25 protein-coding genes are annotated in these 19619 nt (G+C 43.1%); 17 read left to right on the top strand and 8 right to left on the bottom strand.

Features of this window, described 5'->3' with window-relative positions:
• Positions 1-21: 21 nt before the first annotated feature.
• Genes L4C54_RS13005 through L4C54_RS12995 form a run of 3 tightly spaced genes read right to left on the bottom strand, consistent with a single transcriptional unit; the run spans position 22 to position 2156 of the window.
• Complete coding sequence (locus L4C54_RS13005) at positions 22-711, bottom strand: hypothetical protein (RefSeq protein WP_428808532.1); 690 nt, start codon at positions 709-711, stop codon at positions 22-24.
• Positions 708-1463 carry a WYL domain-containing protein gene (locus L4C54_RS13000; RefSeq protein ID WP_428808531.1) on the bottom strand — a complete coding sequence of 252 codons (756 nt, stop codon included), beginning with the start codon at positions 1461-1463 and terminating at the stop codon, positions 708-710. The genes L4C54_RS13005 and L4C54_RS13000 overlap by 4 nt, the downstream gene beginning before the upstream one ends.
• 27 nt (positions 1464-1490) lie before the next feature.
• On the bottom strand, positions 1491-2156 hold the full coding sequence (locus L4C54_RS12995) for a phage repressor protein CI (protein ID WP_428808530.1): 666 nt from the start codon (positions 2154-2156) through the stop codon (positions 1491-1493).
• Between the two features lie 146 nt (positions 2157-2302).
• On the opposite strand from L4C54_RS12995, the gene L4C54_RS12990 reads away from it, so the two are divergent.
• Both L4C54_RS12990 and L4C54_RS12985 read left to right on the top strand, forming a co-directional pair.
• Positions 2303-2515 carry a hypothetical protein gene (locus L4C54_RS12990; RefSeq protein ID WP_428800531.1) on the top strand — a complete coding sequence of 71 codons (213 nt, stop codon included), beginning with the start codon at positions 2303-2305 and terminating at the stop codon, positions 2513-2515.
• Positions 2516-2624: 109 nt separating this feature from the next.
• Positions 2625-3164, top strand: coding sequence for a phage regulatory CII family protein (locus tag L4C54_RS12985; RefSeq protein WP_428808529.1), 540 nt, complete (start codon positions 2625-2627; stop codon positions 3162-3164).
• A gap of 13 nt (positions 3165-3177) precedes the next feature.
• Here the strand turns inward: L4C54_RS12985 and L4C54_RS12980 are convergent, their stop codons facing one another.
• Positions 3178-3642 carry a hypothetical protein gene (locus L4C54_RS12980; protein WP_428808528.1) on the bottom strand — a complete coding sequence of 155 codons (465 nt, stop codon included), beginning with the start codon at positions 3640-3642 and terminating at the stop codon, positions 3178-3180.
• A 204-nt stretch (positions 3643-3846) separates the two neighbouring features.
• Between L4C54_RS12980 and L4C54_RS12975 the strand changes: the two genes are divergently transcribed.
• The 8 genes from L4C54_RS12975 (at position 3847) to L4C54_RS12940 (ending at position 9409) form a co-directional block, all read left to right on the top strand.
• Positions 3847-4122, top strand: a complete 276-nt coding sequence (locus L4C54_RS12975) for a hypothetical protein (RefSeq protein ID WP_428808527.1) — start codon at positions 3847-3849, stop codon at positions 4120-4122.
• 96 nt (positions 4123-4218) lie between these two features.
• A complete protein-coding gene (locus tag L4C54_RS12970; protein WP_428808588.1) occupies positions 4219-4608 on the top strand; it encodes a hypothetical protein in 390 nt (129 codons plus the stop codon).
• The gene (locus L4C54_RS12965) at positions 4605-4829 is read left to right on the top strand and encodes a hypothetical protein (protein WP_428808526.1); all 225 of its coding nucleotides are present in this window, start codon (positions 4605-4607) and stop codon (positions 4827-4829) included. The genes L4C54_RS12970 and L4C54_RS12965 overlap by 4 nt, the downstream gene beginning before the upstream one ends.
• Positions 4826-5011 (top strand): hypothetical protein, encoded by a 186-nt coding sequence (locus L4C54_RS12960; protein ID WP_428808525.1) that lies wholly within the window; start codon positions 4826-4828, stop codon positions 5009-5011. Before L4C54_RS12965 ends, L4C54_RS12960 begins: the two co-directional genes overlap by 4 nt.
• Entirely contained in the window at positions 5011-7674 is a 2664-nt protein-coding gene (locus L4C54_RS12955) for a replication endonuclease (protein WP_428808524.1), read from the top strand. The genes L4C54_RS12960 and L4C54_RS12955 overlap by 1 nt, the downstream gene beginning before the upstream one ends.
• Before the next feature lie 263 nt (positions 7675-7937).
• On the top strand, positions 7938-8156 hold the full coding sequence (locus L4C54_RS12950) for a hypothetical protein (protein ID WP_428808523.1): 219 nt from the start codon (positions 7938-7940) through the stop codon (positions 8154-8156).
• Positions 8157-8192: 36 nt separating this feature from the next.
• Complete coding sequence (locus L4C54_RS12945) at positions 8193-8450, top strand: hypothetical protein (RefSeq protein ID WP_428808522.1); 258 nt, start codon at positions 8193-8195, stop codon at positions 8448-8450.
• Positions 8451-8494: 44 nt separating this feature from the next.
• Entirely contained in the window at positions 8495-9409 is a 915-nt protein-coding gene (locus L4C54_RS12940) for a hypothetical protein (protein WP_428808521.1), read from the top strand.
• 20 nt (positions 9410-9429) lie between these two features.
• On the opposite strand, the gene L4C54_RS12935 is transcribed toward L4C54_RS12940, so the two are convergent.
• Positions 9430-9681 (bottom strand): Ogr/Delta-like zinc finger protein, encoded by a 252-nt coding sequence (locus L4C54_RS12935; protein WP_428808520.1) that lies wholly within the window; start codon positions 9679-9681, stop codon positions 9430-9432.
• Between the two features lie 219 nt (positions 9682-9900).
• On the opposite strand from L4C54_RS12935, the gene L4C54_RS12930 reads away from it, so the two are divergent.
• Positions 9901-10122, top strand: a complete 222-nt coding sequence (locus L4C54_RS12930) for a hypothetical protein (protein WP_428808519.1) — start codon at positions 9901-9903, stop codon at positions 10120-10122.
• A gap of 69 nt (positions 10123-10191) precedes the next feature.
• Here L4C54_RS12930 and L4C54_RS12925 read toward each other — a convergent pair whose 3' ends face one another.
• The 3 genes from L4C54_RS12925 to L4C54_RS12915 form a co-directional block, all read right to left on the bottom strand.
• A complete protein-coding gene (locus tag L4C54_RS12925; protein ID WP_428808518.1) occupies positions 10192-12045 on the bottom strand; it encodes an acyltransferase family protein in 1854 nt (617 codons plus the stop codon).
• A gap of 84 nt (positions 12046-12129) precedes the next feature.
• Complete coding sequence (locus L4C54_RS12920) at positions 12130-13164, bottom strand: phage portal protein (protein ID WP_428808517.1); 1035 nt, start codon at positions 13162-13164, stop codon at positions 12130-12132.
• A 37-nt stretch (positions 13165-13201) separates the two neighbouring features.
• Positions 13202-14998, bottom strand: coding sequence for a terminase large subunit domain-containing protein (locus L4C54_RS12915; RefSeq protein ID WP_428800519.1), 1797 nt, complete (start codon positions 14996-14998; stop codon positions 13202-13204).
• A gap of 192 nt (positions 14999-15190) precedes the next feature.
• Here L4C54_RS12915 and L4C54_RS12910 point away from each other — a divergent pair, with 192 nt between their 5' ends.
• The 6 genes from L4C54_RS12910 to L4C54_RS12885 all read left to right on the top strand — a co-directional run bounded on the left by L4C54_RS12910 (position 15191) and on the right by L4C54_RS12885 (position 19593).
• Positions 15191-16069, top strand: a complete 879-nt coding sequence (locus L4C54_RS12910) for a GPO family capsid scaffolding protein (protein WP_428800518.1) — start codon at positions 15191-15193, stop codon at positions 16067-16069.
• Complete coding sequence (locus L4C54_RS12905) at positions 16070-17074, top strand: phage major capsid protein, P2 family (protein WP_428800517.1); 1005 nt, start codon at positions 16070-16072, stop codon at positions 17072-17074. It begins immediately after the preceding gene.
• A 9-nt stretch (positions 17075-17083) separates the two neighbouring features.
• The gene (gene gpM / locus L4C54_RS12900; RefSeq protein ID WP_428800516.1) at positions 17084-17821 is read left to right on the top strand and encodes a phage terminase small subunit; all 738 of its coding nucleotides are present in this window, start codon (positions 17084-17086) and stop codon (positions 17819-17821) included.
• Between the two features lie 137 nt (positions 17822-17958).
• Positions 17959-18420 carry a head completion/stabilization protein gene (locus L4C54_RS12895; RefSeq protein WP_428800515.1) on the top strand — a complete coding sequence of 154 codons (462 nt, stop codon included), beginning with the start codon at positions 17959-17961 and terminating at the stop codon, positions 18418-18420.
• The gene (locus L4C54_RS12890) at positions 18417-18950 is read left to right on the top strand and encodes a phage tail protein (RefSeq protein WP_428800514.1); all 534 of its coding nucleotides are present in this window, start codon (positions 18417-18419) and stop codon (positions 18948-18950) included. Before L4C54_RS12895 ends, L4C54_RS12890 begins: the two co-directional genes overlap by 4 nt.
• Positions 18937-19593 (top strand): phage virion morphogenesis protein, encoded by a 657-nt coding sequence (locus L4C54_RS12885; RefSeq protein WP_428808516.1) that lies wholly within the window; start codon positions 18937-18939, stop codon positions 19591-19593. The genes L4C54_RS12890 and L4C54_RS12885 overlap by 14 nt, the downstream gene beginning before the upstream one ends.
• Positions 19594-19619: the final 26 nt, after the last annotated feature.

The following is a 19619-nucleotide window of genomic DNA, read 5'->3' as shown; positions in this document are numbered from 1 at the left end:
TAGATTTCGAAATGAGTTAACTCAGCTTTTGTACTTCTCTAACTCTCTACAAAAATCACTAAATTCGATAAATGACTGAGATTGAGTACTCATTGAATCAGCGTTTATATTGAAGCTTAAATGATGCTTAGCTTGATTGACAAAAACACATTTCTCCAGTGAATGAAATATTCTAACTAATTCGGGATCTAGAAACACAAATAGCTTATGTAATTTAGCTATTTCGACCCCAAAATATTCACCCAAAGTAAGCAGGTATGATCTTCTATCGTGAAATTGTCTATTACCTGGGGCAAAAAACAATTGCCCTTCAAAACCTGAGTTAGGATCAATCGTTTTGAAACTGTCAATTATTTCTAAGGGGCTAAGTATCTCTGTAAGTCGCTCACTATTCCCTTTTCCAGTCATGATTTGTGGTAACAGGCAATAGTACTCAGCTAACAGCCTATCAATATGTGGCTGTATTATGTTTTTAACATGCTGTTGTTCTTTATAATCCTTACGATGCACGACAATTACGTAGAAGATATAACTAACGACATATCCAACACATAAGTTATAGAATGTATTTAGTAACCGTGAACCACCTGAGAATAATTCGGGTAAGTGGGAAAAATATAAGTCAATTGACAGTATTAATATTACAGTTATACATAATAAAATATTTACTACTTTATTTATCGAGAGCAGCATTTCTTTCATTTCTTTCAAGCCCCACCCAACAAAACACTCTCGACCCAATCATCAAAGTGCTTTTTCTTGTGGCCTTCGGTGGCGAGCATGGTATCTATGTTCTGAACAAAGAAGGTCTTAGTTACACCATTTTCTTTTCTTGCGATTAAGTTCTTGTACGTACCGTTAAGCTCTAAACGAATGGGGTATACAGTAAGGCGATCTCGACCATCATAGCGGTAGGTGAATGTAGTTGCTGCACATTCACCCTCCCAAAGAGTGGCCGATATGTTTGATTTTGCTCTATTGGGAAGAATACCGAATAGGTTCACTGAAAGTACCGACTGACACCAGTCCGGAAATGAATATGGAGCATCATAGAAGGTGACATTTTCCATATTGCCAACGTTGAAGTGGCGATCTTCCTGTCGTTCGTAGCAAAACCCTCTAACGTAAAACATGTTTTCGTCATTGATCAGGATTTCACTTACAGAAACCTTTCGTTGGCTTTTGTCGCCAGAAGAGTCTGTGTAATCGAAGGTGAGTTCGTTTTCTTCTCCTGCCCAAACAGATGTTAGCTTCGCTGCCCAGCTAGAGATCGCACCGCTTTTTTTGAAGTGATCGAGTTTGTATTTTTTACAAAGAGCTTCTTGTTTATCTTTAGATAAATTGTTTTTTCTAACTAACTCACGCCAATGCTTCGGGTCGACAAGGCGTTCGCGGAACTTCTTCTGCTGAATCTTATACAAAATGTACAGCGCTAGAATAGCAATTAATCCAAACAGCTCCATCTCACTCTCCCTAGTGAATTAGGTTTACTAACCTTTCCTTGAAGTCACGGCCACGCGGCCAATAACCTTGATATCGTGCTCTGCTACTTCTAGTGTGCTGTCGCCAAATGCTACGGCCAGTTTTCTGCCTGGTAACCGCTGAATTTGGTTAATGGAAAGCCTGCCATCTACATCAATCAAATAGTCGCCACTCACTGCGTCGGTGGTGCTTTTATCTAATAGGTAAACCGCTTCGTTGGTTTCTACTTCTATTGTGTGCTCAACCTTTAAATTGAAGCTGTTCATACGTCGAAGTGCGTAGGGCACTTTACCTGTATCAATCAACTTGCCATTGGTTAAACAGAAACTGTTCAGAATCACCGTTTGGTGCTGCGGGTTCTCATCCGTTAGGTCCGACAAAAACTCATTAACCGCAACATCAGCCGCTTGGGGCGTAGGTGTATTGGGTAGGTTTTTACGCTCTTCTTCACTCAAAGCCAGTTCAGCAATGGGAATGCCTAAACGCAGATGCAGGCGCACCATCAACTCGTGTGACGTTCTATCGTGGGTGTTCCAAGTACTGAATGTGGTCTTTGGGACGTCAAGTAACTTTCCGAGATCGAGAAAATCATCGCTTCCAGTTACAACCTTTAATTTCTTAGTAAAATCAGACCCTTTAAGGTAGTCGTATGACTTTATGACCTTATTTTTCATATATAAAAACCACGCAAAGTTCACATAAATAGTTAATTGACTATTTACGAAAGTCAAATAACGATCTATTATCTGGTTATCAAGTAAACGAAGTGCGAACGATGCCGACCAAAGCCAGTACGCACAACATATGAAAGGATACCACTATGTTAATTCATTCCCAACCGTCAGAAGCGCCTTTTGTTACGTACGACAAGTACATGGAGCTAACAGGCATTAAATACACAACCCTTCGTGATCAGGTCGATTCCGGCAAAGTCATCATCAAAAAGAAAGACAAACCTCGTGAAAAGCCAATGATCAACATGGTGGCAATGAACGAAATTGCAGCCCGTGAAGCGCTAGAAGTTCTAGGTTAATCATGCGCTTGTCTTCTTTTATTCCAACCAAAACGTACTGCCCACTTTGGCTACATTTGTTTGCCTTAGTTGTCATTGTCGTTCCTCCATTGCTATAGGAGTATCAAACATGGGTGATCAAATCGCCATGTGCGAACTACGTGAACGCAAACAGCAATCTTTCAACGCTGTATGTTGCGATTTCGCAATCAACCACAACATGGAAGCGTTAGCAAAAGAGGTAGGAATAAAAAGCGGGACGATGCTGCGTAACAAGCTCAACCCAGAGCAGCCACACATTTTAAGTGCCTTAGACATGGCGCTGCTGTGCAAGGCCGCAAACGACTACACCATTTTAAATACTCTCGTTGGCGATGCAGGCGTAGTGATCGCGCAAATACCAACGGGCGATTGCAACAAAACCACTATAGAGCGCGTTCTAGAGAACAACATTCTCGCAGGCAAGATGAGCGAAAAAGCCTTAGAGCTGAGTAAACAACCACGCACCCCACGCAGCAAAAAGCGCAGAACCATCGCCTTGGCTCAATTGGCGATCGGCAACCTAGTGCTTTTAGTTTCTGAACTCGAAAACCGCAACACCGCACTGCAGCCATTAATGCAAATGGGCACCGACGTGTTGGGCAGCGGTATGTCACTACCCGGTTTATAAGGAAGGAATGATGTCAGGCTTTGTATTTAGGAGTGTCACCAATGAACAGTCCAGCGATGCGATTAATGAAGGTGTAACTATGGTTAGGTTTCAATCCCATTCGGATAGCTGCTCGGTTAAAGGCAAGTGGCTTCAACATCCCAAGTTCGTCGCTATTGGTATCTCGAACAGAGGTGATCGCTTCGATCAACTCATCATCAGAAAACTTATGTTTTTGGTTAATGATATCTCTGAATTTTCCGCTTTGAGTATCAGCACAAATAGCTTTCTTCAAAGGTTGAACGACGACATTGATAGCAGCGAGAAAAGCAACCAAAAAGCCCACAACTATATCGACACCAAGGGTAGCAACGATAGAGGTTCCCAACATGATCAGCACGATGTTTATGCAAACGTCTATACGTCGCCAGAACACGTTCAACATCTCTTCAGTGCAGCTGCTGTATTCAGCCGTAAATTCTTGATCTTGTCTGTCCATTTTCTGAGTCCTTTAGTTTATCACCCACCATCTTTTGGTGGGGTAGGTTTAGGAGGGTTATGGTCTTTAAATTTCTCTGAGTTATCCATGTGAATTCCTACTTAGTTATTGAGTCGCAATAAGATTCTACCGTGTATTGGGTCGCACTGCTACACGAACCAGTTCCTGATCTGGTTTATCAAAATCAGCTTAACGGAGGTTTATATGTCAGTTGAATTATTAGAAAAAGCAATCCACCGACCTTGCCCTGATATGAGTTGTTACTCGCTCAATTCTGAGCAAAAGAGTAAAGGTTTAGTGCGCTTAGCCAGAGTGAAAGCGAATTTGAAAGAGTCTCAGCTGAAAAATTTACGTACTGAGCGCCAAACGCTTTCTAACAAAATCAAGATTACCCAAACACCACGTGAAGCCGTATTGCTTCAAAAACAGATAGACGACATCGACGCAAAAGCCATTCGCATCAGCGAGCGTTGGTCGTAGCCCCATCCCTTAGCCAGCGATACTTTGCCCCTGCCGTATTCCTAATCGAATAGGGGCTTTTTTTCGCTCACTCTTCCAACAGTAGGAGAACTAAATATGGAAGTTTTAACCACTACTACCAATAACCATCAAACGTTACCTGCGGCAGCCCTTGCCCAAAAACAGCAGTTACTCAGCGGTGTTACCCCAAGCGGTGAAGTGTTCGCAATAGTGAATGAGATAAATGTACTGGCGATGGCGAATGCCGATGTCATTCATATACACACTAGATTCAGTGCGCACGTAAATAGCTTCAATGTGAATGTTCAGTCAGCAAGCCAGTGTTATGACTATGAAACTGAGCATGAGTATTTAATGGAAGCACAATGTACCTACCTAGATGAAGAAGGAGCCCTTGAACAACTCCTTTCTATTGAATCGCAACTCACCGAACTGATCATCGAAGCCCGTGAAGCAGCTGAAACTGATTTGGAGGCAAGTGCATGAGATTCATAGCAGCGTATCTAAACAGTGGCGGTGGCGTAGTGAAAAACGACAACGGCGAAGTGATGAACCTAGAACTTGGCGAACACGAGACTCAGCAGCTCGCCATAGACAATGCTTGTGAACAATTGAACTGCCAACACTCCATCAACGGAGTGATTTTAAAAGGCAACAACACAGGCGGTTTCATGGTGGTTGATGCACAGGAGTTTGCCCAGTTATGAGTGAAGCAATTAAAGTGGCGGCTGCGGCCCCGAGCTATATTGAAACCTTGCTCACTGAAATGTTCGAAGGTGACTACCCAGACAACGAAGTTCTATTGGGCGTGTTACTAGCAGGCCAGTCGCAAATTCAAGTTCAGCTGAAAATTACACGCAACCCAGAAGACTTCATGGATGAGTGTTAATGACCGCTCTGACCGAACCTCGTGAAATAGAGCTCTACGATTTACCGTTAATAGACCCATGGGGCAATCACGCAAAACCTATTAAAGGTGACGTTGCGTGTATTGCTCATGGTTACCAACCCAATTCACGTGACCCAGAAGAGATTAACTTCTTAGAACGTGACCTCTTTGATGCAAACCCACGTGATCACGAATGGCGAAAGAAGTTCTTTGCCAACTTGCCAATCTATCTTGGTAAGTACTTCGCTAAGCGATACATCACCATTGGCGAAAAGCAGGGTTACGCCAAAGCGAATATCTACCTTCGTGAAAAAATGCAGCCTGCTGCTAAACGAGTAAGGAAAGTACTCGAACGTTACAGCAAGCTTCCAACGACTCAAAAAGTCGCTTTGTTGTCTAAAGAGCATGGAGGTGAAGATGATGGTTTTCACCCCGTGTACTTTAAAGAACATGGCACTCCAGAAGATTTCAAAAGAAAACAGTTCAAATTCGATTTCGACCAAATTGATCGAGATAGAAAGCCAGTAGCCAATCGTTTACTTGCAGAACTAGAGCAAGATGAACTCAAACTCATGGCATCTAAAATCGCTGATTTGGTCAATGAATACCGTTTGAAAGTGTGCGGAATGAAGTACCAAGCAGAGACAGACGATGAAATAGACGAGAGCATGTTGCTTACCTATGAAGATATTGCCGTATTCATAACGTCCACCTTTGGCATGAAAACCCCACGTAAATATAAGAAACAAACGCCACTTTCTGCTACGCAGGATGTATCTCGAATGATTGATGAAAAGTGGTGGCTTGGCCGTTTGGTTCGCTGCCGAAAAATCATGCGTGAACATTTAGCCATTGCTGTTGGGCAAGTCAGTTCAAAAGCGTCTGCTTATGCCAGTTGGGATTGCATCCGTGAACACAAAGAGCAGCAAAAGCGAAACTGGGAAGCGATTCAAAACATGTTGCTGACCGAGAAAGAGACGGGCGAAGAAGCAGAACTGCAAGACATGGTATTAAAAAGCGTGTCGAACCCAGCCATTCGCCGCCATGAATTAATGGTTCGCTGTCGTGGCTGCGAAGACATCGGCAACGAGCTGGGCTTGCAAGGTTTGTTTCTCACTCTCACCACGCCAGCGGCTTATCACAACAGCTATAAAAAGGGCGGCTTCATTAATCACTGGAATGGCTCTAGCCCTAGAGAAGCGCAGGCTTACCTCAATGATGTATGGAAAAGGATTCGTTCTAAATTAGGCCGTGATGGCATTCGTTGGTTTGGCGTTCGCGTTGCCGAGCCACATCACGATGGTACACCGCACTGGCATCTACTGATTTGGGTAAAGCCTGAAGAGGTAAATGCAGTACGTGAAATCTTTATCTCATACGCCACAAAAGAAGACAGAGCCGAACTGCACCCAGAGTTTGAGAAAGAGAAGCAGAAACCATTTCGTAAAGCCCCTTATGTTGGCCCGTTAGATTACCGCGCCCGTTGTGACTTTGGTTACATCGACAAAGAGAAAGGGACAGCGACAGGGTACATCGCAAAATACATCTCAAAGAACATTGATGGGTACGCGATGGACGGTGAAGTGTCGGACGAAACAGGTAAACCCGTGAGCGAGATGGCCAAGAACGTTAGCGCATGGAAGTCACGATGGGCCATTCGCCAGTTTCAGTTCTTTGGTGGCGCACCGGTTACAACTTACCGTGAACTACGCAGGTTCGCCAACCAGAATAAGAAAGCGTTTATGGAATACGTGTTCATGCAAACACGTGCTGATCTCATCTGCCTTTACGACATAATTCATTGCCAGTTGATTGGCCCCGTAAAACCCGCTAAGAACCTAACTAACCTAGAGCTGATGGAAGTGATCGGTAATAACTACCAAGCTCGTTTTAAATCAGACGATGGCAGCATCACCGACACACTAAAAGCAGCCGACCACGGAGATTGGCAAGGCTACATAATGGGGCAGGGTGGCCCATTTGTAGCGCGTGAAGAACTGCTGATTAGAAACAGCTATGAAGTACTGCCGTTTGCCTCTCCTCATGGTGAAGATGTTCGCAAGTTAGAGGGCTTTGACGCGTCTGGCGTACTAGTGAAGACAAGAACTAAAACGTGGACGATTGGTAAGAAGAAGCCTCAAAAAGACAATACTGAAAAGCAGGTGACTTACGAGTTCGATAAGCCAGGCATTTGCCCTTCAACATGGAAATTCAAGAAGAGAGTGACAACCTTTGTACCGCGTACCGAAGTCGAAGGGAGCGCTCTTGATCTTCATGGCATCTCTGATGCCTCTCGGAGTTCTGTCAATAACTGTACGGAGCCTGAAAAAACCGTACCAGGTCGGGAGTTAAGCCCGCTCATTGAAAATGAGATAAGTCGGTTAATTGATGAGTACGAATTAGACGATAGCTTTAGAAAAGATCTCTTCAAAGGCCATTGGATTTCACTCTCCAAAGAGAAAAGTATCAAGCTGCGGCAAGGTGAAACCGACAGAACGCCAGATAACCTCGTTTATCACACCAAACACAAACCCGATTTAAGTTGGTTGGGCGAAGCTGTGCCTATTCCAATGGTGGGGAGTCATTACCAGTCGCTCACACAAGACAATTACCAACAACCTGAGCTTTCGGTGTTTGGGTTGGAAATTCGAGGGATACATTGATAGAAATAAATATAGGGACGTCTCATAGCTGTGGTTATTTCTCAGAGTTATACGCATTAAGTTGTGTGAATGTATTTCGCCTCACTTATGCTACGTAGTTATCATTAGTGAGGTGTTAAGTTGCATAACGGTATTGACTGTCGCAGGATAGATAATTACCAAAAAACGGAGTAGAACAGTCAATCAGAATCATATGAAATTCGTATTTCCCGAAGAGGGAACCTGTTTTACTCATTGATCAAAAGAACTACGGAAAACTTACTATGAAAAACAACGAGCTAACAAAACTCATTGAATCTATAAGAATGGAAGCTAATGATGATGCACAGCGAAATCTAAATAAAACTGTTTATAAGTTACCTTCGGAAGCATTAGTTGAACGCGTTTCAGAAGCTATTATAAGCAATTTTATAGAGAAGTATCATTTTGAAACGGCGACTATTGAGAACGGAATGTTGACTTTAACGCACCCAGAAGCGTAGCCAAATATATTAAAAATTCACTTGGACTTTATCATTATGGTTGAAATTATAGATGCTACTTTTACAACTCGTGGAGCGTTTACGACCTCTACAAGTAATACAGGGAAAGGTATGAGAGAAAAGCAGCATGAAACATTGAAAAATCTTGCTTCAGTTTTGGGGCATACCAAGATATACAAAAGACTAAGTGCAAGATCTAGTTACTTTTATAGCTTGCGTGAAAATGGAATATATCAATCGGCATCGAACTTAATTATGGATTTGTCTAAAGAAATCGCCCAAAAGTATAAGTAATTTGAAAAATAGAAACATTTTTTATCCTCTCTGGTGGGTGTTATATGACTGTATTTAGACTACATACAAGGCCGAAAGGTGGTCTTGCAAATGCAAAAGTCTCTTTTGATTATTGTCTTAGAGCAGGAGTTTTAGGATTGGGGTGGCAAACTGAATCTCAAGATAATACCGCGACTTGGGGAGAGTTCACGAAAGAAGCATTTGAGGCTTATGGAGAAAAAGAACTCTCGAGAGTTAAGTATCTAAAGAACAATGTTGTGAAAGATGATCTGATTTGGACTCGGGATACGGAAGGTCATTATTATTTAGGAAAAGTAAACTCTGGCTGGGAGTACTTTTCAAATGACGAAGCCAAAGATGCCGATATAGTTAATGTTGTTCGTTGTGACATAAATAAAGTAACTACAGTAGATGATGTTCCAGGAAAGGTTATTGCTTGCTTTAGGCCATCTCGTACAATTCAGGCTATCCGAGACAAAACTGCTGATGACTATTCTAAATACTTATGGAATAAAATTTCGAATACTGAGTATTATGATCTACCTAAAGAGTCATTCAAAAATGTTTTCTCATTTTTAGACTCGGAAGAGACTGAAGATGTGATTTTTGTGTACTTACAAACGCAAGGTTGGATCATTATTCCCAACTCAAGAAAAGCAGATACGATGAGTTATGAGTTTTATCTGATAAATAGAATATCTAAAGAAAAGGCTATTGTGCAAGTGAAAACAGGGTACACATCACTTACACCAAGAGAATGGGAAGATAGAAAAGAGAAGGTGTTTTTGTTTCAAGCGAATAATCAATACAAAGGCCAAACTGAAAGTGAACATGTAGTATCAATCGATCCTTCAGTAATTGAGAAGTTTATGTATAACAATAAAGATCTACTTCCTTCTAATATCGTTCATTGGTTAGAGTTGGCTGATTCAGAGAAGAAAATGCAACCCCTACTTTAAGTAGAGGCTAGAACAATCCCTCAAACCATAGAAAGTTGCTGCTGCAGTTCTGCCCTTTGTTCTGGCGGCAACGCTTTCACTAATAACAACGCCATTTGTGAGGTGGTTTTGGCCGACGGGCTTAACGTGTGGCTATAACTGATGTTCATAACAAACGTATGGCCACATTCTGGGTCGGTGCATGAGCAATAAGAATCGGAATGAGAAGGAGAGATACGGTTCGTCTTTTGAATACGGGCTTTTGCCCCGCATTCGTTGCAAATTATGCGCATAATTATAAACCTAGCTGTAAACGACTGACCCTTCAAGAATACAAAATAACTGTATATTTGTACAGTTATCGAACTGGCCTTGCATCCAACATGGCACGCTTCATTAGCAATCTCACAAGTTAGTGAGTTACCTCTCAGCGTTCATTACCCAGTAAAATACCTGTGGATCACTGTGTGTATATACAGTAATCTTGTGGGGTTATTTGGTTTGGGGGTGTTATGTTGTTGAAAAATGAGAATGAATTACAGCAAGCGTTAGGGATTATTATCGATGGAATGGCCCAAAGCGAAGCTACCGCTAGGCAAAAAGCCATAGGTTTGAAGCTAATGAATATGGTGATCGCGAATTACGAAGGTGAAATCAACCCCTCACAGCGGCAGGCTATTCATTCCATCATCGAAATGGCCGCAGAAGCCGAACCTACCACGTTTATGTACTGATCAAACATTGCACCAATAAACAGCCCCGTAGGTCAGAACCTACGGGGCTTTGATTGTTCTATCTAAATATTATAGTTCATGAAGTCGGAAATAGGTTGTGAGCCTTTCCGCAAGAAATATATTCCCAACTTTAGTCGAATGAACTTTATCATAAAAAATAGGTTTACCATTTGATAAATAGGAACAAGTCTTTTCAATGTCGGAGCAAATAATGTTTCTAAAGTTAATGTACTGATAGTTATCATCAATTCCAATTAAGTACTGTTCTAATTTATCCATTTCATCTAATCGTGAAGTAGCCGTGATGTATAGATTCTTTTCATTTGTTAAAGAGTTCGTTCTGTGAGTATCATAAATAAACTTAGGTATATCAACCCCCAACCCTTTAGAACTGATAATTATTATTCTTGCATTGTCATTAAGTTGCCTTAAATTTCGTATTGAAGCTTTTATTAATTTATCAGAGTACACCCTCCAGTTCATGGATAATATAATAATATCGGAATTTATGACTTTTTCGTTATTATGCACTGAACTCCAAGCTTGCGTACAGTGTTCCTTTTTAAGCTTGCCACTTTTTAATTCTGGGGATATTTTCTCCCATGCTTTAATATCATCACCTACAAGGTACGGGGCACTGCATTTGGCCGGAACTTGGAGTGAAGTTAAGTTGAAACGTTCATCTACTTCCAATTCAAATAGCATGTTGATAAAGTCTCCAGCTTGTGAATCTCCTATAATTAGCATGTTTGATTGAACGTCACTAAGAGTGTTTTCTTGCAGAGAACGATGATGCCTCCAAGTGTATTTTCCATATTCGTCCCCATTTACATTAATATCCAATAGATCAAATACATGTATTGGCATTTGATTTACGAAGCCATTCTTAGAGTATACCTCTATAGAAAATCCTATATTAATAATGGCAAGTAAAAAAATATGCTTAAATTTTAGTTTTTCTATGAATGTATAACTCAAAAACCCTACTGCCAATGAAAGAAAAATACCAACCAAAATCCATTTATTTAAATCGTAATAATTAATGTAAACCGCAATAGGCCAGTGCCACAAATATATGGAATAAGACCATTTACCTAGGTGTTGGAGTATACTGTTGCTAGTAATAATACTAGATTTTCTGTTGGCGATAATTACAAAGTATGTGCCTAAAACAGGGATTAAAGCAAAATGCCCAGGCCAAGGCGTAGCGCTAGACACAAATACGTATGATATGATGATTAAGCTTAACCCAAGATGTTCTAGATGTTTCTTTTTTTGACTAGACACCTTCCACGGGTAAATATATGCAAGCCCACCAAGCATCATTTCCCAAGCTCTAACAGAAAGAATGTAGTAAGAAGCTGTAGGCCACTTAAGAGTGGCATAAATACAAAAAAGAAGGCTTAGAGCCGTACCAAAGGTAATTAGCCTCTTAATATTCATTATTGACATAAAGCGATTGGAAACAAGAAGTACTAGTGGATAGATAACATAGAACTGCCATTCAATGGATAATGACCAAGTGTGCAATAGCCATTTCTCATGAGATGCAACGTCAAAGTATCCAGATTCTGTCCAGTATATGAGATTTGAGAAGAATCCCATGCTACCCAGCACGTGTTTACTTAGTGCTTTATATCCTAAAGGTGTTAAGTAGAACCAGCCGAATGCGAGTAATACTAAGCAGAGAGCGGTTAATGCTGGAATAATTCTATTAGCTCTGTCTGAATAAAATTTAAACAGTCTAAAATTTTTACTTTCTAATCCATCTAATATAATCCTAGTCATTAGAAACCCAGAGATTACAAAAAAAACATCTACCCCAGCAAAGCCTCCAGGAATCCATGTAGGATTGAAATGGAATAATACGACTGCAATGACAGCAATGGCTCTTAAGCCATTAATATCCGGTCTGAAATTCATAAAAACATAATGTCAAATTCAAAAAAAGTGCAATCATTGTAGCTATCAATTATCTCAACACAAGTATATATACCTTGATAGTCGTCACTCGTCATACCCAACAACCGTATCAAACTCCAAATGCAGGTGTTTGGGTATTTCAGGGTCATTGTTCACCGCTCGCATAAACACCTCACACACGGGTACAACTTCATATTTATCGTAAACAGTGCTGACCTTAATAGGGTCGGGCATGTTCGCACCCACTTGTGGCATCATGCCGCCCATTCCTGCTGGAAAACGATGCCCTGCAAACACGTCTTGTGTGGTGATGTTCTTCACCCGTTCAAAATCATCTTTAGTGGCAATGTCCCCCACGGGAATAATCTGAACACCTTTCTCTTTACCACCAGGGATATTGATGTACATCGAACGGAAATTGCCGGGGCCTTTGGCCCCTTTCAGCGCCTCTTGCATACGTTCGTCATCTTCATCACTCAAGTTCGGGTCAGTGGTGTAGAAGATGTAACCCATATGAGCGCCATTTTTGTAATAAGCGCGACGAAACAAGGTGGCATCTTGATTGAGCAAAGCACTTTGTAAACTGCCCAAATAATCAGGCAAACCATAAATTTGCTGTTGCGGGTCATACTGGCCTGCAAAAATCACATCATTCGCTTTAAACACCTTTTGCTCGTTATCACGAAGCAGCTGCACAAAGTCACCGTTCTTACGCTTTCGCATGTGCATCATTGGCAAGGGCGCTAAACCAATCACCGTACCGAGCCGGTTGCGAATTTTAAGAAAACCAAAATGACCAAAGCCGAAATAATCCCAACTGGCGCGGTTAACCTGATCAGGTGACATGCCGCCACCTTGAACAAACCGACCAGACACATAATTAGAACGCGCTTTTAACAGCGAACCATGGTGCCCATTCGTGTTGGAAATATCAGCAAGTCCCTTTAACGAAATAGGGGGTTCCCAGTAATCATCCATATCGTTATAAAACAGTTCACAATAATTCGTCAGCCAAGACGACGAATCAATCACCTGTGGGTTATCAAACGAAAAGCACGTCGATTTGCTTTCGCTGCTTTCCGTCTGTTTGTGCTCATCTGTTGTCGTTAATTCAGTCATCTTGCTGTCCATTGTTATTGCGCTTATTCGCACTCAATTAGTGAGAGCCAAAAACGTATTTTGATTTCGTCGGGTTTGCGTGATCTAAAGGTTCATTCAAAAGTGCATGAGACAACGCCCAAAACGCATCAGCATGACCCACCAATTCACTGCGGTCTGCTTTGAATGTCATGCTGTTGCCTGAATTTGTCGCTACTCGCTTAATGGCCATAAACGCCATGGCCATATCGTTGTGTTCGGCATCAAACTGCAAACGGCCATCGTCGATCACATCAATCATCTTCATAACCAGGCGGTTTTTATTTTCCAGAGAATAATGAATATCAACCGCTTCACGTGGGTGCTGCTTCTTCAATAAATCAAACACACCTTTACCAATGCCCGTGACATCAACGCCTAAGTAACTCACGTTGTAACGCTTGAACACTTCACCAATTTGCTTGGCTTGATACTGAAAGTTCAGCCCCTTCCAATAATGCTTTTCAAGCACACGGAATTTTTCACCGGGTAAAGCGGGTGGAGCAACCACAACCAAACACGCATTATCACGGGTTCGTGATGGGTCATAGCCCAGCCACACTTCACGGTTGCCAAAAGGACGTTTCGATTTCGGTTTGAAATCTTGCCAATGTGCCGATTCCACCATGCACTTGGTGACCTTGTTAAAGGCGAAGATAGAATTTGCGCCATCAACAAAGATGCACATAAACAAGTTTTTGAAATCTGCTTCGCTGTACTCATCGCGAAGATCTTCAATATTCGCTAAATCAAACCCAAGTTTGACCGCATCTTCCATCGTGACGACGTAACGCCATTGCTTATCAGGGCAAACTCTGCCGCCATCTCGAAATTCATCGAAGGTTGGAAACTCAATATTCTTACGAGTCTCTTTACCGTTCTTCCACTCGTCGCCCGTCCAAAACGTGTAAGCCGGGTGGGTTTTACTCGATGGGGTGGAAAAGTACGTTCTGCGCCATTTGCTGTGCGTGGCAATAGCAGAAGAGACTTTCTTAACTTCTGCAAAATTGCCTATCCAGAAATATTCATCAGTATAAAGGTGGCCAGAATACGATTGGGCCGTTTTGCCATTGGTAGAAAGGAAGCGAAGGTGAGCGCCATTTGAAAGAACGATTGGGTTACCTGTTAATTCAATGTCCCAAAACTCTTTGGCGATCTTAATAATGTAAGTGCGGAAAACCTCAGCTTGAGCGCGAGAAGCCGAAAGAAACAGCTGATCGTCACCAGTTAGGATCGCGTTCTCTAATGCTTCACCTGAAAAATAGTAAGTCGCACCAATTTGGCGAGACTTTAAAATATTACGAATACGCTGATGAAGGTTTTCGCGCATTACCTTTTGGAAGGCATAAAGCGAATTGTGCCAATCAGCAAAGCTCTCCTCCGTGAGCTCGTTGATGTTGTTCTTTATCTTCTTATTACTTTTGCGCTTATTGCCAGAACGGTTACGGCCTTTATTGCCTTCACGGCTATTGTTTTGACTGCTTGGCTCATCAAAATCGCGTTGGGCAGTTCGTTCAACCTTGGCTTTGGCTTCAGCATTGGCTTTAAGCAAACGAACATGGTGATCAACAAGCCTGTCGAGTTCCTTTAACTGCTGATCGGTTTTCTCATCCTTATCAATCAACACCGCCAATCGACGGTTAACCATCTGTTCAATCGAAAGCTCATCAAGCAACAGCGCCCACCCGTGCTTTTTCGCCCAAGTGTAAATAATGCGCTCGCTGTTTATCTCAAGCTGCTGTGCAATTTCTTTAGGAGGAACACCGCGAACATAAAGCTGTTTCGCGCCCTCTATAGTGAGTTCTGAATATGCCATAAACGCACTATACGCTCTGATAACACACTCATTCACAAGGAAAAGTTCTGACCAATTCGGTTTTGACTTATATCCGAATTGACCCGAACAAAACCCAGTGAAACGCACCATTTATAAGCGTATGTTTGCTTTACACGAACGATTTGAATAGCAATTTAGCTTTAATGCGAAAGGTAAAGGATAGGTATCCCAATGCCAAAAATCAGTGATTGGAAGATTATTGCTACCGAAGGGCCAACGATTGATGGGCGAAAGATTGAAGGTGAGTGGCTAGAGCAGGCAGCGGGAAACTATTCCGAAAAGGAACGAATCGCAATGATTTGGCCTGAACACCGACGTTTCGGTGGTTTCGGAGATAACTGGGGGCGAGTCGTTGAGCTAAAAGCTGAAGATATAGATGGCAAAAAGCGCTTGCTCGCTAAGCTACAGCCAAACCAATTTTTACTGGATGCAAATAAACTCGGTCAGAAGTTATTCACTTCTGTTGAACTCATTCTCGACTATCGGGGCGAGGGGCGATGTTACTTGAAGGGCCTAGCTGTGACTGACTCCCCAGCTTCTTCTGGTACTTCAATCCTCGAATTTTCAAGCCAAGAAGGCAACACCACAAAACTCGAATGCAGTCATTTAGAAGAATTAGACCTAGATGAATGCTTTACCCGTAAAGACCGTTTTTTCGCGGCCTTCAACGACTTTTTCTCTTCTGGCGATGAAGAGCCAGAAACTCCATCAATAGCAGAGGACACCGATGTGACCGAAGAGCAACTCAAGGCAGCCTTGCAAGCGCAGTTTAGCGTTTTCAAAGGCGAGCTAAAACAAGAGCTGACGGACGAACTTAAACAAGAGTTCTCTCAGCAAGAACGTGGTGAATCGACATCGCCAGAAGTGAAACCAGAAGGCGCAACGGTTGAACAGTTCTCTGCTGAACTAACCGAGCAGTTAACGTCTGTAACCGAAAAACTGGCAGAGCTTGAAACTAAATTCAATGCCCTCGCGAACGGTGAAGCACCAGACCAACGCCCAGACGCATCGGGCAATAGCGAAACATTCTCAAGCAAAGGGGTATTTTAAATGTTAAATGCAATTTCTACCAAATACCTTCAAGAGTTTTGCACGGCAACTGTAGAAGCAGCAGGTGCAACGGCTGGCGCTAAAGCCTTCAATATTACGCCACCAATGGAAACCAAGCTGCGCCAAGCAATCATGCATTCGCATGCGTTCCTTGGCATGGTCTCGTTGCTGCCTGTTCTGCAAATCAAAGGTCAAGTGGTCGATGTGGGTGACGATGCGCTTTCCACTGGTCGAGCGGCAACGGGGCGCTTCAGTACCGAAATGGGACAAAGTGGAAATACTTACGAACTCACCAAAACAGATTCGGGTGCGCACATCTTATGGGAAACCATGACCCAGTGGGCGAACTCAGGTGGCAAAGGCGAATGGCTAAAAATGATGCAAAATGCCATTTCTCGTCGGTTTGCTCTCGATATGCTGCGAGTTGGTTTTAACGGTACATCAATCGCCGCAACCACAAACCCCATTGCTAATCCATTAGGGCAAGACGTTAACAAGGGATGGTTAACCATTGTTAAAGAGAAAGCAGCAGCTCAAGTATTAGCATCTGCAGATCTCGATCCTTCGGGTGTGACAGCTAACTCATACAAGAACTTAGACTCGTTAGTTCAAGACTTGATTAACACCACCATCGCTCCTGAACACGTCAATGACTCTGACCTTGTTGTGCTTGTCGGCCATGATCTTGTGTCTGCTGAGCAGCATCGCTTGCTTGAATCTGCAGACAAACCAACCGAGCACAAAGCGGCTCAGTCTTTGGCTAAAACCATTGCAGGCCGTAAAGCGTATACGCCACCGTTTTTCAAAGGCACGCAATTGTGGGTAACTACCTTAAAGAACCTGCAAATTCTGACCCAGCAAGGTACTCAGCAACGTCGCCAAAAAAATGATGATGACGAACTTCGTTTTGTTCAAAACCACATTCGTATGGAAGGCTATGCGGTGGGGAACTTGAAGAAGTTCGCAGCCATTGAAACGGTCACCGTCATTGAGCCAACACCTTAGGAGTAAGTCATGGGAAGCCCACTGAAACGACAACGTGATGCCATCTTACTTCGAGTGGCTCGCAATGAACCCACGGCTGACCAATCAGATGCTGCAAGCCCTGTGCTTGCGGCTTCTGCCGACAGCTTACACATAGCACTAGTGGAGTTTGAACAAGACAAACTGGCACTCAAAGAGTTTGATTCTAGAGCTCAGAAAATAGAACACAAACGCTCGGTACTTATTCCCAAGTATCAGCCAATGGTTGAAGCCTATTTGGAAGCCGACGAAACGTATCAAAACCCAATGTTCAGTGATCTGATTGTTTGGTTGTTTGATGTAGAAGAACTTGGACTTGCCATTGATTGGTGTGTAACCGCCATCGAAAAAGGCATACCAACCCCAGACAACTTCAAACGCAAGTGGCCAGAAGTGTGTGCTGATGCCGTTTTGGAATGGGCAGAGCAAACCCAATCGTCAGGCAACAGCGTTGAACCGTATTTCTCTGATGTGCTTGAGAAGATTGAAAGCACATGGGTAGTGAATGAAAAGCTGCACGCCAAATGGCTAAAGTTCGCAGGCTACGCACTGATCACCAATGAAGAGGGTGATGTGAAAGCCAGTCATGTGGGTGAAGTAGAAACACTTCAAAAAGCACAAGCCCTGCTGATTAAAGCTGAAAACAAAAACCCGAAAGCGGGTGTTGGCACCAAATTAAAAGATATCAAAGCCCGTATTCGCGCTTTGGAAGAGGGGACAAACCTCTAAGAGTTTTACTGACTCCTACGCCGTCGGCCTCGGCTGGCGAGGGTGCAACCGCTTTTTAACTTTTCTAAGAGAAAGCAAGTTGTTAACCCATCGACCCAGTGGCTAGAGGCTTTTTATTCAAGCATAAGGAAACGGCAATGTTCACAGGTGGAACCAAAGACTATCAAGACACCGTCATTACCAATGATGGGTTTTGGCCTGATATGAACGCGGGTGATTTCGAACGCAGACGCGGCACACCGCCTGCCCAAGACCAAGAACGCATTGCCATTGCCCTAGCGAACGCCATTTCATCGTGCAACATCGATTTAGAAGACCTCAAACAAAAATACATCGACCTTGGGCATGATAAAGCCGCAGACATACCGGCTTATCCAATGATCGATTTGAAAAACCAAGTCGTCATTCAATACGAAGCCGCTGTATTCGCCAGAGCCAAAGCCGACTTACTGCCAGATTTCTCAACCGTCACCACACGCAAAGAGGGTGACAACCTAGCCGAACGTGCCCCAGAAACCAAAGAAGAACTGCTTTCTGAATGTACTCGTATTATTCGCAACATGTACGGCAAAGGCCGTTCAAGCGTGGCGCTTATATGAGCCAGCAAGATGAAATCACCCAATACGAAGAAGGCTACAAGTTGCGTGACCTAACTGAATTTTTGAAAGCGCGATTAGGTGAGCGGATTTCTAAGCGGCTGACGGCAGAAATGACCAACGTGCAGTTGATACTCACGCCCAAAAACATGGGCAACCAATGCATGCAGTTGATGATTCAGCGCTACACCGCAGAACTTTACATAGAACGCTTGCCCTTTCAGCAATACAGCCCTGCAATTTTGTTCGCCAATGTAGCCGCTTGGTTAATGGATAACGACCAAGACCGCGATGAGCAGCTAAGCGACCTGGGTGATCCTGAAACCGATGTGAATATCAGTGATAGCGACAGCGCAGAAGTGTTGATTGAAATCGTCTTTGAAGAACCCGTTAAAGTGATTGAAGACCCACAAGGGCCAATTCACTGGCGTGGCAAACAGTACCGAATTGAAGAATACGACATATGGACAGCAACCAAACTGCGTGACGTTGTGATCTTAAAAGACAAAGTGATTGGCCATGCTCCAAGTTAACGCTGACGAACGCAGCTTTCTAAGAGCCAAAGAGCAAATTGATTTGCTGATGCTCGACAAGAAAACCCGTTTTCGCCTGCTGAAGAAATTAGGCGCTGCCATCAGCAAGCAGACCAAAAAGAACATTCGAGCGCAAAAGAACCCAGACGGAACAGCTTGGAAAAAACGAAAAAAAGGTCGTAAGAAAATACTTCTAGGGTTCACCAGAAAGGTCAAACATTTTCAACGAAACAGCAACCGTGATTTGTTCGTTGGTTGGCCAAGCGCAAGGGGCATTGTTGCTGCTCAGCATCACAGAGGCATTGCCGAAAAAAGTGGTTTGAGTAAGCGAAAGCGTCAAGCCAAACGAGACAAAGAGCCAAGTAAAGATGACAAAGCGACCCGTGACCAAGCCAAACAGCTGCGTGATCTTGGGTTTAGGTTAGAGCCAGAAGGGCGACAGAAACGAGGCAGAAAGCCAACACTCAAATGGGTAACCGAACATATGACCCTTGGCGAAGCGGCAAAAAGGATTCAAGCGCTGGAAAACAAAAGCCCAGCACGTGATTGGCAAGTAGGAAGACCAGAACGACAGCTGATCGGCATTAGCCCCAAACGAGTGGCAATGATGATTAAGCGCGAACTGAAACGAAATAAGAAATAAGTAAATAAGCAAACCCAAACAGGAGT

Origin of the sequence: Vibrio lamellibrachiae (assembly GCF_050337265.1) — a bacterium.
Taxonomy (GTDB): domain Bacteria; phylum Pseudomonadota; class Gammaproteobacteria; order Enterobacterales; family Vibrionaceae; genus Vibrio; species Vibrio kyushuensis.
Note: the sequence above shows the minus strand (reverse complement) of the source record. Positions and strands in the feature narration are given on the sequence as shown.